Genomic DNA, 16511 nt, shown 5'->3' on the forward strand with positions numbered 1-16511 from the left:
TGCGAGCTCAATAGCTTGAGGTGGTGAACAGACTCGCACGCTCCCTGCTGGCGTTCGGCCTGGCATCGGCGCAGCTCGCCGCCACCGCCGCCGTGGTGTCCGCCGCCCCCGACATCGAAGACCGCCTCGCCGCCCTTCCCGGCGTGCGGATCATCAGCGAGGGGACGTCCGGCACCGCGCGGACGTTCGTCCTCGGCATCGAGCAGCCCGCGGACCACCGCAAGCCGCGCGGCCAGAAGTTCGAGCAGCGGTTCTCGTTGCTGCACAAGGCGGAAGCCAAGCCGATGGTGCTGCACACCTCCGGCTACCACCTGTCCGGCACGGTCAGCGCCTCCGAGCCCGCGCGGCTCGTCGACGGCAACCAGATCAGCGTGGAGCAGCGGTTCTTCGCGCCGTCGCGCCCGTCGCCCGCCGACTGGGACGACCTGACCATCTGGCAGGCGGCCAACGACCACCACCGGATCGTCACCGCGTTCAAGAAGATCTACGGCGCGAAGTGGCTGTCGACCGGTGCCAGCAAGGGCGGCATGACGTCGATCTACCACCGCCGGTTCTTCCCGCGCGACGTCGACGCGACCATCGCGTACGTCGCGCCGAACGACGTGGTGAACGACCGCGACGTCTACGGCGAGTTCATCCGCGAGGTCGGCAACGACCCGTCGTGCAACCGGCGCCTGGAAGGCGTGCAGCGGCAGGTCCTGCAGCACCGCGACGAGTTCGTCGCCCGCCTGGAGGCCAAGGGGTACACCTACAGGCAGTTCGGCGGTGCGCACCGGGCGCTGGAGGTGCTGGTCCTCGACACGCCGTTCACGTTCTGGCAGTACGGGACCCAGGACCAGTGCTCCCTGGTGCCGGGTGCGGGTGCCTCGGTGGACGACCTGTGGACGTTCATCGACAAGACCGTCGGCTTCGACTTCTACACCGACGCGGGCGTCGCGCCGTACGAGACCTACTACTACCAGGCCGGAACGCAGCTGGGCTGGCCGGAAGCGGACGAGTCCGCGGTGCGCGACCTGTTGCGCCACCCCGGTTCCAGCGTGCCGCGCACGATGGTGCCCGACTCGATCCGCTTCCCGCGCTTCGACAAGCGCGCGATGGCCGACATCGACCGCTGGGTGCGCCACCAGGGCTCGCGGCTGCTGTTCGTGAACGGCGAGAACGACCCGTGGAGCGCCGAGCCGTTCACCCTGGGCCGCGGCACGCGCGACTCGCTGTCGTTCACGGTGCCGGGCGGCAACCACGGCGCGAACATCGCCCGCCTGCCCGAAGCCGACCGCGCCACCGCGACGGCCGCTGTCCTGCGCTGGGCCGGCGTCTCCTCGGCCCCCGCCGCGGCACTCGCCGTGGACGAGGGCCCGGACTCGCTCGACGCGCTGCGGGCCCGCCGGGGCTGAGGCACGCTGGAGGCGTGAAGCCGTTGCTCGTCGTCGACGCCGCCAACGTCGTCGGGTCGGTGCCCGACGGGTGGTGGCGCGACCGGGCGGCCGCGGCCGAACGCCTCCGCGACGCCCTGCGCGGCCGTGACGAGGAAGTCGTCCTGGTCGTGGAGGGCAAGGCGCGCACCGTCTCCTCCGTCGAAGACGTCCGTGTCGTCGCCGCACCCGGCGACGGCGACGACACGATCGTCGAGGTGGTGCGCGAGGAGGGCGCCGGCCGCGCCGTGACCGTCGTGACGGCCGACCGCGAGCTGCGGCAGCGGGTGACCGCCCTGGGCGCCGAGGTGGCGGGACCCACGTCGGTCCCGCGCCGTTAGAGGCGGAAGAGCCGTTCGAGGACCTGCGCTACCCCGTCCTCGGTGTTCGGCGGCGCGTGGTTGTCGCAGGCCTGCTTCACGAGCGGGTGCGCGTTGCCCATCGCGTACGCCGTGCCGGCCCACCCGAGCACCGACAGGTCGTTCGGCATGTCGCCGAACGCGATGACCTCGTCCTTGTCGATTCCCCTTGCGTTGCACAAGCTTTCGAGCGTCGCCGCCTTCGACACACCGGGCGGGCTGATCTCCAGCAACCCGAGACCGCCCGAGTGCGTGACCGCGACGTGCTGCCCGACGGCCTCCCGGGCGATCTCCATCATGTGGTCGCTCTCGGCGTCCGGCGCCCACGCGAGCATCTGCACGACCTGGTGCGCCTCGTCGAAGACGTGGTCGAGCAACTCCAGCGTCCGATGTGGATTGCTCGGCCCGAACCCCCGGAACCCCGGCTCGCACAGCACTTCCAGCCCGGTCTCGACCGCGATGCCGACCCCGGGGATCACCTCGGCCAACGCCTCCGACACCTTCCGCACGACGTCGAGCGGAACCGTCTGCGCATGCGTCACCTCGCGGTGGGTGAGGTCGTAGACCATCGCGCCGTTGGAGCAGATCGCCGTGCCGGTCAGCCGCAGGTCCTGCACGAACCGCGGCGGCCGCGCGGTGACGACCACGACGTCCGCCCCGACGGCGTCGAGCGCGGCGCGGGTGCGGTCGCTGAGCACGCCGCCCGGTCGCAGCAGCGTGCCGTCGAGGTCGGTCGCGATCAGCCTGAACACCGGGCGATTATCGGGCCTGGCGACGGCGCGGACGAAGACCTTTTCGCCGGGGCGGAGGTAGCTCACAGGTGCGGTGCCGCGCTCCCGCCCTCTCGGGCAGGATCGTCGCATGACGCATCGAGTGAACGACATGCCGTTGCCGCTCTGGCTCCCCGAGTCCGGCTCCGGCCCCGGCATCGTGCTGATCCAGGAGATCTTCGGCCTGGACGGCTACCTGCGGGGCATCGCGGAGAAGCTCGCCGCGCTCGGGTACGTCGTGGCGGTGCCCGAGCTGTTCCACCGCTTCCAGCCCGGCTGGGTGGGCGAGCACGACGAGGCCGGCATCCAGCGGTCGATGGAGGTCGTCGGCAACCTCGACTTCCCGCTCGCCGTGCAGGACGTCGTGGCGTCGGTGCGGTACCTGCGCGGGCTGCCCGAGGTGAGCGGTGGTGTCGGTGTGCTCGGCTTCTGCCTCGGCGGCACGCTGGCGTACAACGCGGCCGTCGCGTCGGACCCGGACACGGCCGTGTCCTTCTACGGTTCCGGTGTACCGGACCAGATCGGCACGCTCGGCGAGGTGTCGTGCCCGATCCTGTTCCACTTCGGCACCGAGGACGCGTACATCACCGAGTACCGGAAGGTCGTGGACGCGGTGGAGGGGCACGACAACGCCGAGATCCACCTGGAGCCCGCGGGCCACGCGTTCCTCAACCACCTCGGTCCCTGGTACGACCAGGCCGCCGCCGACCGCGCCTGGGACCTCACCGCGCAGTTCCTCGCGCGCACGCTGCCCGTCTAGGCGATGCACGGCACCGCGAGCTGCTGCGAGAAGAACTTCTCCAGCGGCTTGCGGTGCAGGCGGCGTTCCACGGCGATCAGCTCGTTGCGCCGGTAGTGCCGGACCTGCGTGCTGGTGATGACGAAGCCGTTGCGCTCGGCCGTGGGCATCTCGTCGTAGAGCAGGGCGTGTTGCCCCTGCGTCACCACGACGTCGGCGAGGCCGTCCGGGATCTCGCCGGCCCGTGTCGCGATGGTCGCGGCCAGCGCGTCCGGGCGGTTGCGCAGCCTGCGGTGCGGCCACGGGACGCCGTGGTGCTCGGATTCCAGGGTGCGGTGCAGTGCTCGGGCGGCGTGCCGGATCGCTTTGATCGAGTCGCCGGTGAGCACGTGCGCCTGCGGGTGGTCGAGGGTGGTGTCGCGGCGGAAGCCGGCGCAGACGATGACCCTGTCGTACCGCAGTTCGCCGGTGCCGTCGATCGTGGCGACGAACTCCTCGCCGTCCTTGCGGATCCGCTGCACGGTCCGTCCCACGGTGTGGGTGAGGCGGGCGGTGGCCGAGATGTTGTCCGCCGTCTCGAACGCGCTGTGCCCGCGGCCGATGATCAGCACCCTCTTGCCCGCGTACTCGGTCGGGTCGGTGCTCGCGCTCGCGTAGGTCTCCGCGTGCTCGACGCCCGGAATGCTGGGCAGGTGGGGCTTTTTGCCCGTCGCGATGATGACGTGCCGCGCGTTGTAACGGCTCAGGTCGCTGACCGGTGTGTTGTACCGGACGTTCAACGGCCGCGCGAAGTCCTCCAGATAACGCACCAGGTCGTCGGCGTTCGGGAAAGACCTCTTGCTGTAGCGCGAGAACGGCGCTCCGTCGAACAACCAGTTGTCGTCCGTCGAGAGAACGCGGTGCCGCGGAAACGTCCGGAAGAAACCCGCCGGTTCCGGATCCGCCTCCACGACCAGGTAGTCACGGCCTGCGCGGTGCAGGAAACTCCCCATCTGCAAGCCCGCCGGACCCGCACCGATCACCAGGTACTCCACCATCACGCACCTCCCGGCGTCCTCTACGCCAAAGATGGCGCAAAAGTTCAGACGGGCGGTCAACGTCCACCATGTGGATTCCGGCCTGGTTCGGTCGATCAGAAGGCATCTCGTCCTCGTTGTGCTGATCGGCCCAACGGTTTTCGCCCTCGCGGCGGCACTGCTGTGGACGGCGCTGGGATTTCCCACCGCGCCGACGAGCCGTCTCGACATCATCAAGGTCGCGCTGACCGTCGCTACCTGCGTATCCCGTACGAACCGGAGTCGGAGTGGTACCTCGACGCGAGTCCGAGGTGCGCCTGGCGATCACCGGCGTCATCTCCCGCCACCTGCGCGACGGCGCGGCGGTCAGCCGGCAGGGCCACGACTTCGACCTCGTGCGGGCGGTGCTGCGGTCGGCGGCACGGAGTTCAACGGCGGTGAGGTGTCGTCCGCGGCGCCCGGTTCACCGGTGGCGAGGTCGACCTGTCGAAGGCGCGGATCGGGGTGGTGCCCGGTGTTCGACGACGGCGAGGAGCCGGGACTGCGGCTGCCGTGAATTGTCGGTGGCGGCTGCGAAGATCACCGGCATGGGAACCTGGGACATCGGCCACTTCGACAACGACACCGCCGCGGACTTCTCGGCCGCGCTGCGCGAGGCCTCGGAGACCGAACGCGAGAACATCATCCGCACCGCTCTGACCAGCACGATCGAGTCCGACGAGTTCCTCGACAACTACGAGGCGTGCCAGGCGGTGGCCTCGGCCGCGCTGATCGCCGCACAGCTCCCGGGCGGCACGCCGGTCACCACCGCGTACGGTCCGGGCGTGCCGATGCCCGCCTTCTCGCCGGAGGTGCGCGCTCTGGCCGTGCAGGCGCTGGACCGCGTGCTGGCGCCGGAATCGGAGCTGGGCGAGCTGTGGGACGAGACCGAGTACGGTCCGAAGTGGCGGGAGGGCATCGGCGAGCTCAAGGCCGTCCTTCTCACCTGATGGACGCCGGAACAGCACGACCGTCCACAGTGTTGGATACGGCCGTGACGACTGTGAAGCGCCGTGCCCGTGTCCGTGCCCCCGAACTCGCAGGCCGCGGCTGGCTGAACACCGGTGACGCCACGGTCAGCCTGAAGGACCTGCGCGGCAAGATCGTGCTGCTCGACTTCTGGACGTTCTGCTGCATCAACTGCCTGCACGTCCTCGACGAGCTGCGGCCGCTGGAGAAGGAGTTCGAGGACGTCCTCGTCACGATCGGCGTGCACTCGCCGAAGTTCGTGCACGAGGCCGACCCGGACGCCCTGGCGGCCGCGGTCGAGCGCTACGAGGTGCACCACCCGGTCCTCGACGACCCGGAGCTCACCACCTGGCAGAACTACGCCGTGAAGGCGTGGCCGACGCTGGTCCTCGTCGACCCCGAGGGCTACGTCGTGCACGTCGCCGCGGGTGAGGGCCACGTCGAGGCGCTGAGGACCGTCATCGGCGAGCTGGTCGCCGAGCACGACGGGAAGGGCACGCTGCACCGCGGTTCCGGTCCGTACCGGGCCCCGGAACCGGCGAGCACCACGCTGCGCTTCCCGGCCAAGGCCGTCGTCACCCCCAGCGGCACGATCCTGGTGAGCGACTCGGCCCACCACAGCATCGTCGAGCTCGAGGCGGACGCCGAGACCGTCGTCCGCCGCATCGGCACCGGCGAGCGCGGCAGGCGGGACGGCACGTCACCGACCTTCTCCGAGCCCGCGGGCCTCGCGCTGGTGCCGAACACCCACGGCTACGACGTCGTCATCGCGGACACGGTCAACCACCTCCTCCGCGGCCTGGACCTGGCCACCGGCGAGGTCACGACGCTCGCGGGCACCGGCGAGCAGTGGCGCGACGGCGAGACGGACGGCCCGGCGGACGAGATCGAGCTGACGAGCCCGTGGGACGTGGCGTGGTGGAACGGCGGCGTGGCCATCGCCATGGCCGGCAACCACACGCTGGGCTTCTTCGACCCGGAGGCGGGCACCGTCCGCCGCCTGGCCGGCACCACCGTCGAGGGCATCAACGACGGGCCGGCCGAGGGCGCCTTCTTCGCGCAGACGTCCGGGCTCGCGGCGGACGGCGACCGGCTGTGGATGGTCGACTCCGAGACGAGCGCGCTGCGCTACCTGGAGCACGGCGAGGTCCACACCGTCATCGGCAAGGGCCTGTTCGCGTTCGGGCACAAGGACGGCGACGCGGACGAGGCGCTGCTGCAGCACCCGTTGGGCGTCACGGTCCTGGACGACCACTCGGTGGTCATCAGCGACACCTACAACAACGCGGTCCGCCGCTACGACCCCGCGACCCGGACGCTGACGACCATCGCCACGGACGTCGCCGAGCCGTCCGACGCGCTGCTGGTCGACGGTGAGCTGGTCGTCGTCGCGAGCGCCGCCCACCGCCTGGAGCGGTTCGCGGCGTCCGCGACCAGGATCGACGGCGCCGCCCACGAGGTGAAGCGGCCGTCGACGGACATCGCGTCCGGGGCGTTCGAGCTCGCGGTCGTCTTCACCCCGCCGACCGGGACGAAACTGGACGAGAGGTACGGCCCCTCGACGCGTTTGGAGATCACGAGCTCTCCCCCGGAGCTCATCCTCGAGGGTGCGGGGGTCAGCACCGAACTGGTACGGGCGTTGCGGATCAACGATCAGGTCACGAACGGCGTTCTGCACGTCGTAGCGCAGGCCGCCAGTTGCAGTGACGATCCTGCCGACGAACACCCGGTCTGCCGTCTGACCAGGCAGGACTGGGGGGTCCCCGTCCGAGTGGTTGCCGATGCACCTACCCGTCTGCCGCTGCTGATGGGCGGCATGGACGAGGGAGCTGGGCAAGCCACGTAGACTCTGCTGGTGCCTGATGTCAAGCTCGAGATCCAGATGCTCTACGACCGTGTGATGGTCCGCATCTCGCCGGAGGACGGCGAGCGGCGTTCCAGCGGAGGCATCGTGATCCCCGCTACGGCCCAGATGGCGAAGCGGTTGGCGTGGGGTGAGGTGTTCGGAGTCGGTACCGGAGTGCGCCACGTGAAGGTCGGCGACCGGGTGATGTTCAACCCGGAGGACCAGCTCGAGGTCGAGGTGCAGGGCACCACGTACCTCGTGATGAGGGAACGCGATCTGCACGCGGTGGCGACCGAGCTGACCGAGCACGGTACTGGTCTGTACCTATGAGCCGCCGGTTCGTGATCTGCGCCTGATAGCTGCACACATATGCCACCTCAGGAGAGACAGGCAACGGGGAGAGCTGTGCCGTACGACGCTGACAAGACGAGAGCGATGCCTCCGGTGGGTCCCGGCGGCACGTCCTCCGAGCAGACGACCAGGTTGACCCCGGTCCAGGTGGACGCCTCCACCGAGGCCTGGCCGTCTGAGGAGCCGGACTCGGCCGAGCCGACCGTCACCGCGGCCGTGCCCGGTGTCGGGTTCCCGGCCGGCGAGGAAGCCACGGAGTACATGAAGCCGGTGGCGCCGCCCGAGCCGCGGCCCCTGCCCCGGCCGGAGGACTCCGGCGTCCACGGGCCCGTGATGATCGAGCCCGGCGCGGACGAGGCACAGCGGAAGAACCCGAAGAAGAAGGCGCTGATCGTGGTCGCGGCCGCCATCGGCGCCCTGGGGCTGCTCTACGGCCTCGACATCCTCGTCTCGAGCGGCAACGTCCCGCGCGGCGTGACCGTGGCGGGCGTCGACGTCGGCGGCATGGCCCACGACGAGGCCGAGAAGAAGCTCCGCGACGAGATCGGTCCCCGGCTGAGCAAGCCCGTCGCGCTCAAGGCGGGCGACGTCACCGCGGAGCTCGACCCGAAGGCGGCGGGCCTCGAGCTCGACTGGAACAGCACGATCGACCGTGCCGGCAGCCAGCCGCTCAGCCCGATCACGCGCGTCACCTCGTTCTTCACGAGCCGTGAGGTCGGTGTCGCGACGAAGGCCGACGACGCGAAGGTCTCCGGCGCGCTGGAGGCCATGCGCCCCAAGCTCGACCACGAGCCCGTCGAGGGCACCATCAGGTTCGAGGGCGCCACCCCCGTCGCCGTCGAGCCGCACGCGGGCCAGAAGCTCAAGACCGAGGGTGCCGTCAGCGCCGTCGTCGCGAGCTGGGCGTCCGGTGACCCGGTCGAGGTCCCGATGGACTTCACCGAGGTCAAGACGACCAAGGAGGGCGTCGAGAAGACGCTCAACGAGATCGTGAAGACCGCGGTCTCCGGTCCGGTCGTCATCAAGGGCGAGGGCAAGAACGCGACGCTCACCCCGGAGCAGATCGGCACGACGCTGTCGTTCGCCCCCGGTGAGGGCGGCGCGCTGAACGTGACGCCGAACAAGGACAAGCTCGCCGAGGTCACCGCGCCGCAGCTCAAGGACACGGTCAAGGAGGGCAAGGACGCCCAGATCGTCTTCGAGGGCGGCAGGCCGACGGTCAAGCCCTCGGTGGACGGCCTCGACCTCGACTGGGACAAGAACCTCCAGCCGTACTTCGACACGCTGAAGAAGACCGACGGCCGCGAGATCAAGTTCGAGTACAAGCACACGCCCGCGAAGGTCACCACCGAGCAGGCGAACAAGATGGGCATCAAGGAGGTCATCGGCGAGTTCCAGACCGGTGGCTTCACCCCCGCCTCTGGCGTGAACATCCGCGTCGTCGCCGAGAAGGTCAACGGCGCGATCGTGAAGCCCAAGGAGACGTTCAGCCTCAACAAGTACACGGGTCCGCGCGGCACCGCGCAGGGCTACGTCGAGTCGGGCATCATCGAGAACGGCATCCCCGGCCAGGCGGTCGGCGGCGGCATCTCGCAGTTCGCGACCACGCTCTACAACGCGTACTACTACGCGGGCATGAAGGACGCGGGCCACCGGGAGCACAGCTACTGGATCACGCGGTACCCGAAGGGCCGCGAGGCCACCGTGTTCATGGACGGCGCGGGCAACAGCGTGATCGACATCGCCTTCACGAACCCGGACGACACGGGCGTCGCGATCCAGACGATCTGGACGCCTTCGTCGATCAAGATCGTGCTGTGGGGCACCAAGAACTACGACGTCACCGGCTCCACCAGCGGTGAGTTCGCCCCCACGCAGCCGCAGGAGAAGAAGGTCAACAAGGCCGGTTGCACGCCGAGCAACGGCTCGCCCGGCTTCTCCGTGACGGACACGCGCACGATAACGGACCGCCGCAACGGCCAGTCCCGCACCGAGTCGCGCACGGTGAAGTACGACCCGCAGTTCAAGATCATCTGTGAGCCGCCGCCGCCCGGCAGCTGACAGAACGCTGGTTCGCGGTGGCCACGCGCGGGTATTCACCCGTTCGTGGCCACTGTTGCGCAAGAGGCGCGAAGACACCCCGTCGTCCAGACGCTGGGGCGCGCGGGGATGGTGTTGTACGGGGTCGTGCACGTCCTGGTGGCGTGGCTCGCGGTCCAGGTCGCGTTCGGTGATTCCGAACAGGCCGACTCGAAAGGCGCGTTGAGCGACATCGCCCAGGCCGGTCCGTGGCTGCTGTGGACGCTGGCGATCGGGCTGGTGTGCTTCGCGCTGTGGCAGCTGCTGCTGGCGTTCGTCGGGTACACCTACATCGACAAGAAGCGCAAGCGGATCTCCAAGCGCATCGGCTCCGCGGCCCGCGCCGTCACGGCGACCGGTATCGCCTACGGTGCGATCAAGTACGCGACGGGGTCCGGTGGCTCCGGCAACCAGAACCAGCAGCAGCAGGAGCTCACCGCGCAGGTGCTCTCGTGGCCCGGCGGCCAGTTCATCGTCGGCGCCGTCGCGATCGGCATCCTCTCCATCGCCGGTGTGATCATCTACAAGGGCGTCAAGAAGTCCTTCGAGAAGGACCTCGACATGAGCCGCGCGCCGTCGTGGATCGAGCCGGTGGGCAGGATCGGCTGGATCGGCAAGGGCGCGGCGTACGCGGTGATCGGTGTCCTCGTCGGACTCGCCGCCGTCAACGCGGACCCGCAGCAGTCCGGTGGCATGGACAAGGCCCTGAAGACGCTGGCGGCACAGCCGTACGGCATGTTCCTGCTGACGGCGGTCGCGATCGGCATCGCCGCGTTCGGCGTCTACTGCTTCGCCGCTGCCCGCGCTGTCAAGGAGTGACGTCGGTGGCCGCGCGCCTGTGCTGGTGCCGGGCCGCGGCCTCCTGCGCCTCCACGGTCATCAGCGACAGGACCTGACCCGGCGCCACGTAGAAGACGTTGGGACTGCCGGCGTCCGGCCCCCAGCCCGGGCTACCGCGCAGCAGCAGGAGGTCGCCGGGGTCCAGGTCGGTCCCCTCGAACCACGTTTCCTGCTCCACCTGCGTCCGCTCCCACGCGATCACGGCCTTGGTGCCGTGCTCCGCCCTCTGGTGGACCTGCGCGACCCTGGCCAGTTCGGCTCCCGGTGACGCCTCGCGCAGCTCGTCCATGTGCCGCCGGTACCCGGACCACAGCGCGTCCTGACGCCGCTGCCGGTTCTTCACGCGGCGCACGACGAGCGTCGCGAGCACCGCGACACCGGCGATCGCGCACACCATCAGAAGGTACAGGGCCACCAGCCAATTTTTGATTCCGAACGAGGACCTGTCAACTGACAACGAAGTCAAGCTGCACCCGGTGAGGCGTTCGCGCTAGCGTGTCGTCATGTCGAGTCCTGAGGCAGCGAAGGTCGGGTCTGCGGTCTAGCCGTCAGCCCCGAAAACCCTTCAGTCCTCCGGAGCTCTTCCGTGCCTTTTTCGCTTTACCTGCTCGCCCTGGCCGTGTTCGCCATGGGCACCTCCGAGTTCATGCTCGCCGGGCTGCTGCCGTCCATCGCGGCCGAGTTCGGCGTGCCTGTCGGCACCGCCGGCCTGCTCACCTCCGCGTTCGCCGCGGGCATGGCCGTCGGCGCACCGCTGATGGCGGTGGTGGCTCGCACGTGGTCGCCGCGCACCAGCCTGTTCGGGTTCGTCGTCGTGTTCCTCGTGGCGCACGTGGCAGGTGCCATCACCACGAACTTCTCGCTGTTGCTGGTTTCCAGGGTCTTGGCCGCACTCGCGAACGCCGGGTTCCTCGCCGTGGCCCTGACGACGGCCGCTGTTCTCGTGCCGCCGCAACGGCGTGGGCGGGCGCTCGCCGTGCTGTTGTCCGGCACCACGGTGGCCACGATCGCCGGTGTGCCGGGAGGGTCGTTGCTCGGCACCGCGTTCGGTTGGCGCGCGACGTTCTTGGCTGTCGCCGTGCTCTGCGTGCCCGCGGCGATCGGTGTCCTGCGCGGAGTCCCGGCCAGGCGGGAGCGCGTCGCGCCGCCCGCCCTGCGCCCTGAGCTCTCCCAGCTCGGCAAACCGGTGCTGGTGCTCGTCATCGCGCTCGCGGTCGTCGTGAACGCGGTGACGTTCGGTCACTTCACGTTCCTCGCGCCGGTGGTCACGGGTGCCGGGCTGAGCGAGTGGTGGGTGCCGGTCGCGCTGGTGCTGTTCGGCGTCGGCTCGTTCCTCGGCGTCACCGCCGCGGGCAGGCTGGCCGACTCGTCACCGCGTCCGGTCGTGGCGCTCGGCGGGCCGTTGGCCGTCGTGGGCTGGACGAGCCTCGACGTGCTGGGCAGGGAGCCGGTCACGTTGCTGTGCCTGGTGTTCGTGCTCGGGGCGCTCTCGTTCGCGGTCGGCAGCACGTTGATCGCGCGCGTCCTGCACCACGCGTCGGGTGCGCCCACGATGGCGGGCTCCTACGCGACGGCGGCGTTCAACGTCGGTGCCGCGATCGGTCCGCTGTTCTTCTGACGCAATGGAAACGGGCCCGTGCACCTCGGGCAGGAGGTGCACGGGCCCGTCGTCGGTGAGGCGCTCAGAAAGCGCTCTCGTCGATGTCCATCAGCGCGTTGTCCGTGGACTCCGCGATCTTGCGGCGCGAGGTGAGCTCCGGCAGCACGTTCTTCGCGAAGAACGACGCCACCGCGATCTTGCCCTCGTAGAACGCCTTGTCCTTGGCGGACGGCGTGCCGCCGAGCTTCTCCAGCGCGACCTCGGCCTGGCGCAGCAGCAGCCAGCCGACGAGGACGTCACCCGCGGTCATCAGCAGGCGGACCGAGTTCTGGCCGACCTTGTAGAGGTTGCGGACGTCCTCCTGCGACGTGGTCAGGAAGCCGACCAGGGCGCCGAGCATGCCCTGCAGGTCTTCCAGGCCCTGCTTCAGGAGAGCGCGCTCCTCCTTCAGGCGGCCGTTGCCGCCCTCGTTGTCGAGGAACTTCTGGATCTCGCCGTTGATGAACGCGAGCGCCTGGCCCTTGTCGCGGATGATCTTCCGGAAGAAGAAGTCCAGCGACTGGATGGCCGTGGTGCCCTCGTACAGGGAGTCGATCTTCGCGTCGCGGATGTACTGCTCGATCGGGTACTCCTGCAGGAAACCCGAGCCGCCCAGCGTCTGCAGCGACTGCGCCAGCTGCTCGTACGCGCGCTCCGAGCCGACACCCTTGACGATCGGCAGCAGCAGGTCGTTGACCTTGGCGGCCAGCTCCGCGTCGTCGCCGCCGAGCATCACCTTGTCCTGCAGGGTCGCGGTGTAGAGGTACACGGCGCGCAGGCCCTCGGCGTACGCCTTCTGCAGCATCAGGCTGCGGCGGACGTCCGGGTGGTGGGTGATGGTGACGCGCGGGGCGGTCTTGTCCGTCATGCGCGTGAGGTCGGCGCTCTGCACGCGCTCCTTGGCGTACGACAGCGCGTTCAGGTAGCCGGTCGACAGCGTCGCGATGGCCTTGGTGCCGACCATCATGCGGGCGTACTCGATGACGTCGAACATCTGCGCGATGCCGTCGTGCACCTCGCCGAGCAGCCAGCCCTTGGCGGGCACGCCGTGCTGGCCGAAGGTCAGCTCGCACGTGGTGGACGCCTTGAGGCCCATCTTGTGCTCGACGTTGGTGACGAAGGCGCCGTTGCGCTCGCCCAGCTCACCGGTCTGCGGGTCGAAGTGGAACTTCGGCACCAGGAACAGCGACAGGCCCTTGGTGCCGGGCTTCGCCTCGATCCCTTCGCCCTCGGGACGAGCGAGCACCATGTGCATGATGTTCTCGGTCAGGTCCTGGTCCGCGGACGTGATGAAGCGCTTCACGCCCTCGATGTGCCAGCTGCCGTCGTCCTGCTTGAAGGCCTTGGTGCGGCCGGCGCCGACGTCGGAGCCGGCGTCCGGCTCGGTCAGCACCATCGTGGCGCCCCAGCCGCGGTCGATCATCAGCTGGGCCCACTGCTTGTCGCGCTCAGTGCCGTTGTTGTAGACGACCGTCGCGAAGCTCGGACCCGCCAGGTACATGTAGACGGCCGGGTTCGCCCCGAGCAGCAGCTCGGACGCGGCCCACGTGACCGACGGCGGGGTGCCGAAGCCGCCCAGCTCGTTCGGCAGGAACAGGCGGTACCACTCGCCGTCCCACACCGCCTGGTACGACTTCTTCAGCGACTCCGGCAGGGTGGCCGAGTGCGTCGCCGGGTCGAACACCGGCGGGTTGCGGTCGGCGTCGACGAAGGAGTCCCCGAGGACACCCTCCGCGAGGTTCTTCACCTCGGCCAGCACGCTGCGCGCCGTGTCCTCGTCGGACTGCTCGAACGGCCCCGTGCCGAGGTGGTCCTGCACGTTGAAGACCTCGAACAGGTTGAACTCGAGATCCCGGACGTTGCTCTTGTAGTGGCCCATCTCGTCAGCTCACTCCTCAGGGTCGCGGCGGGGTCGCCTACTGACCGGTAACAACAGAGTATTACTCGACAGTAACCTCGGCAAGACCGACCACCCGGTGGTGGCGAAACAGACACTCCTCCGCACCCCCTGAACCGGGCATGAGCGAGCGGGGAGACCGCTCGCGCGGACGCGGCGGCCGATCAGGAAGCGCAACCGGTAGGCGTCCAGCCAGCAGCCGGATCGGGTCAGAACTGGCCTCATTCTGTTCATGTGGATGAACAAGGGTCACGAATGTGATTCAAGACCGCTCAAGGTCTTCCGTCCCACCGCAACAGTCTCGTAAGACCTACGTCACATATCCCGTGCGGGATGTGCCAGGTTCCGCCGCCCGAGGCCTGGTGCGCTCTCGCGGGCACACGTGTGTGCACGCTTGGAGGTCACATGAAAAGCCTCGATTGGGTCGTGGTCGCCGGCTACTTCGTGGTGATGGTCGGAATCGGCCTCTGGTCCCGCGGGCGGATCAAGAACATCGCCGACTTCTTCACCGCGGGCGGCAAGATGCCCTGGTGGTTGTCCGGCATCTCCCACCACATGTCCGGGTACAGCGCCGTCATGTTCGTCGCGTTCGCGGCGGAGGCGTACCGGCTGGGCCTCACGGTCTACATCTGGTGGTCGCTGACGATCGGCATCGGTGTCGGCATCGGCGCGTTCCTCTGGGCGCCCGCCTGGAACCGGCTGCGGTCGAAGCACGACGTCAAGTCGCCCCTCGAGTACCTCGCCATCCGCTACAACGTCCCGACGCAGCAGGTCATGGCGTGGGCGGGTGCCGGTCTGAAGGTCGTCGACATCGCGGCCAAGTGGGTCGCCGTCGCGTTGCTGCTGCAGGGCTTCGCCGGTGTCCCGATCGGCTGGGGCATCGCGCTCGTCGGCATCGTCACGATGGTCTACTCGGTGCTCGGTGGCCTGTGGGCCGACGCGCTGACCGACTTCGGCCAGTTCATCATCCAGGGCCTCGCGGGCTTCGCGATGTTCTTCGCCGTCGCCTCGCACTTCGGCGGCATCGACTTCATGTGGACGATGTGGGACAAGCTCCCCGAGAGCCACAGCGACCCGCTGACCGGCCCCTACACGCTGACGTTCTTCATGGCGCTCTTCCTGATCAAGACGCTCGAGTACAACGGAGGCATGTGGAACCTGGCCCAGCGCTACATGGCGGCCCCGTCGGGCTTCGCCGCGAAGCGTTCGGCCCTGCTCTCGGCCGCGCTGTGGCTCGTGTGGCCGCTGGTGCTGTTCTTCCCGATGTGGGCCGCCCCGCTGATCGTGCCGGGCATGGAGGCCAACGCCGAACAGGCCTACGTCGAGATGGGCAAGGCCATGCTCCCCGCGGGCATGGTGGGCCTCGTCCTCGCCGGCTTCTTCTCGCACACGATGGCGATGGTCTCCTCCGACGCCAACGTCATCACCGCCGTCATCACCCGTGACATCCTTCCGCGACTGTGGAAGGGCGCACTCTCGATGAGCGCGGACGCACAGCTGAAACTGGCGCGCATCACCACGTTCGCGTTCATCGGCCTGTCGATGACCATCGCCCTGACCGCGGACACCAAGGGCTTCGTGCTGAAGGTCGTGATCGCCCTGGTGGCGGCCACGATGGGCCCGATCGCGATCCCGCTGATGCTCGGCCTGCTCCCGTGGTTCCGCAAGATCGGCCCCACGGCAGCGCTGTCGTCGACCGTCGGTGGCCTCGCCACCTGGGTGTTCCTCTACGTCGAGCAGCAGTTCCTGAAGGACTTCACCGTCTCGCAGGCCCTGATCGTCTCGACGCCGCTGCTGGTCTCGCTGGTCCTGTACCTGGTGATCGGTTTCGCGAAGCCGGAACCGTCCCGGGAGCGCGACGCCCTGATCGACTCGCTGAAGTCCGACGAGCCCGACACGGCACCCGAACGAGCCGTTCGTTCCTGATGATCCTCGCGGCGGCGCACCCGAACAGGGTCGCCGCCGCGAGGATCACGTGGGCATCGGCATTCCGTGGCGTGCGTCATCGTCACGAGACTCTTGCTCCACCCGCATGCACAGTGGAGACATGGGTAAGTGGAGTCCCGCGGACGACGCGGAACTGGCAACGGGCTGGCGGCTCTGGCTGGAGCTGAGCGACCGCGTGTGGCCGGACCCGTCGTGGGACGGCACCCCCGCCGACGCCATCCGCCAGGTCCGCGCCCTCCTCACCGCCTGCGAGGAGATCCGTCTCGCCTACCTGGCCGAGACCTCGCAACCGTCCGTGGCCCTCCTACAGCTGTTGCAGTCGATGTCGTTCGTCGCCTCGTTCGCCGTTGACCTGTGGCACGACGACACGCACCCCCTGGACGTCGAACGCGCCGAGCTGCTGCACGGGGACCTGGCTTCGTTCGCCGAGCACGTGGCCGGGGTCCGGGCTGCTCTGGCCCGTGGCGGTGGCTGGGTGGAGCTGGACCGCCGGCCGTGGGGCCTGCCGGTCGACTGAGCGCTGAGCACCAACTGCTGCCTCAACCCGCGCTGAGCACCATGCGGGATGCCGTCGCGCTCTGGTACGCCGGCGCGGGCAGCGGTGACGT

14 protein-coding genes and 1 pseudogene are annotated in these 16511 nt (G+C 69.1%); 11 read left to right on the forward strand and 4 right to left on the reverse strand.

Going from position 1 to position 16511, the window contains the following annotated elements:
* Positions 1 to 23 precede the first annotated feature (23 nt).
* Both V1227_RS28790 and V1227_RS28795 read left to right on the forward strand, forming a co-directional pair.
* Positions 24 to 1394, forward strand: coding sequence for a S28 family serine protease (locus V1227_RS28790; protein ID WP_329788504.1), 1371 nt, complete (start codon positions 24 to 26; stop codon positions 1392 to 1394).
* Between the two features lie 14 nt (positions 1395 to 1408).
* Positions 1409 to 1753 carry an NTP pyrophosphohydrolase gene (locus V1227_RS28795; protein WP_329788505.1) on the forward strand — a complete coding sequence of 115 codons (345 nt, stop codon included), beginning with the start codon at positions 1409 to 1411 and terminating at the stop codon, positions 1751 to 1753.
* Here V1227_RS28795 and V1227_RS28800 read toward each other — a convergent pair.
* Entirely contained in the window at positions 1750 to 2523 is a 774-nt protein-coding gene (locus V1227_RS28800; RefSeq protein WP_329788506.1) for an HAD family hydrolase, read from the reverse strand. The two genes, V1227_RS28795 and V1227_RS28800, sit on opposite strands and share 4 nt — an antisense overlap.
* 109 nt (positions 2524 to 2632) lie before the next feature.
* Between V1227_RS28800 and V1227_RS28805 the strand changes: the two genes are divergently transcribed.
* Entirely contained in the window at positions 2633 to 3301 is a 669-nt protein-coding gene (locus V1227_RS28805) for a dienelactone hydrolase family protein (RefSeq protein ID WP_329788507.1), read from the forward strand.
* Here the strand turns inward: V1227_RS28805 and V1227_RS28810 are convergent.
* Complete coding sequence (locus tag V1227_RS28810) at positions 3298 to 4317, reverse strand: NAD(P)-binding domain-containing protein (RefSeq protein ID WP_329788509.1); 1020 nt, start codon at positions 4315 to 4317, stop codon at positions 3298 to 3300. The two genes, V1227_RS28805 and V1227_RS28810, sit on opposite strands and share 4 nt — an antisense overlap.
* A 566-nt stretch (positions 4318 to 4883) precedes the next feature.
* Between V1227_RS28810 and V1227_RS28815 the strand changes: the two genes are divergently transcribed.
* From V1227_RS28815 to V1227_RS28835, 5 genes are all read left to right on the forward strand, one after another.
* Positions 4884 to 5285, forward strand: coding sequence for a DUF4259 domain-containing protein (locus V1227_RS28815; RefSeq protein ID WP_329788510.1), 402 nt, complete (start codon positions 4884 to 4886; stop codon positions 5283 to 5285).
* A complete protein-coding gene (locus V1227_RS28820; protein WP_329788511.1) occupies positions 5285 to 7150 on the forward strand; it encodes an NHL domain-containing thioredoxin family protein in 1866 nt (621 codons plus the stop codon). Before V1227_RS28815 ends, V1227_RS28820 begins: the two co-directional genes overlap by 1 nt.
* A 9-nt stretch (positions 7151 to 7159) precedes the next feature.
* On the forward strand, positions 7160 to 7480 hold the full coding sequence (locus V1227_RS28825; protein ID WP_329788512.1) for a GroES family chaperonin: 321 nt from the start codon (positions 7160 to 7162) through the stop codon (positions 7478 to 7480).
* Between the two features lie 282 nt (positions 7481 to 7762).
* Positions 7763 to 9562 carry a VanW family protein gene (locus V1227_RS28830; RefSeq protein ID WP_442916552.1) on the forward strand — a complete coding sequence of 600 codons (1800 nt, stop codon included), beginning with the start codon at positions 7763 to 7765 and terminating at the stop codon, positions 9560 to 9562.
* A 45-nt stretch (positions 9563 to 9607) separates the two neighbouring features.
* A complete protein-coding gene (locus V1227_RS28835) occupies positions 9608 to 10399 on the forward strand; it encodes a DUF1206 domain-containing protein (RefSeq protein ID WP_329788514.1) in 792 nt (263 codons plus the stop codon).
* Here the strand turns inward: V1227_RS28835 and V1227_RS28840 are convergent.
* Entirely contained in the window at positions 10389 to 10835 is a 447-nt protein-coding gene (locus V1227_RS28840) for a hypothetical protein (RefSeq protein ID WP_329788515.1), read from the reverse strand. The two genes, V1227_RS28835 and V1227_RS28840, sit on opposite strands and share 11 nt — an antisense overlap.
* 171 nt (positions 10836 to 11006) lie before the next feature.
* Here V1227_RS28840 and V1227_RS28845 point away from each other — a divergent pair.
* Positions 11007 to 12029: pseudogene (locus tag V1227_RS28845) on the forward strand (Cmx/CmrA family chloramphenicol efflux MFS transporter); the annotation flags it as partial.
* A 73-nt stretch (positions 12030 to 12102) separates the two neighbouring features.
* On the opposite strand, the gene V1227_RS28850 reads toward V1227_RS28845, so the two are convergent.
* Positions 12103 to 13938 (reverse strand): acyl-CoA dehydrogenase, encoded by a 1836-nt coding sequence (locus V1227_RS28850; protein WP_329788517.1) that lies wholly within the window; start codon positions 13936 to 13938, stop codon positions 12103 to 12105.
* Between the two features lie 423 nt (positions 13939 to 14361).
* Here V1227_RS28850 and V1227_RS28855 point away from each other — a divergent pair, with 423 nt between their 5' ends.
* On the forward strand, positions 14362 to 15882 hold the full coding sequence (locus tag V1227_RS28855) for a sodium:solute symporter family protein (RefSeq protein ID WP_329788518.1): 1521 nt from the start codon (positions 14362 to 14364) through the stop codon (positions 15880 to 15882).
* Between the two features lie 121 nt (positions 15883 to 16003).
* Complete coding sequence (locus V1227_RS28860) at positions 16004 to 16420, forward strand: hypothetical protein (protein WP_329788519.1); 417 nt, start codon at positions 16004 to 16006, stop codon at positions 16418 to 16420.
* The last annotated feature ends 91 nt before the right edge of the window (positions 16421 to 16511 follow it).

The organism is Lentzea sp. DG1S-22, assembly GCF_036321065.1.
Taxonomy (GTDB): domain Bacteria; phylum Actinomycetota; class Actinomycetes; order Mycobacteriales; family Pseudonocardiaceae; genus Lentzea; species Lentzea jiangxiensis.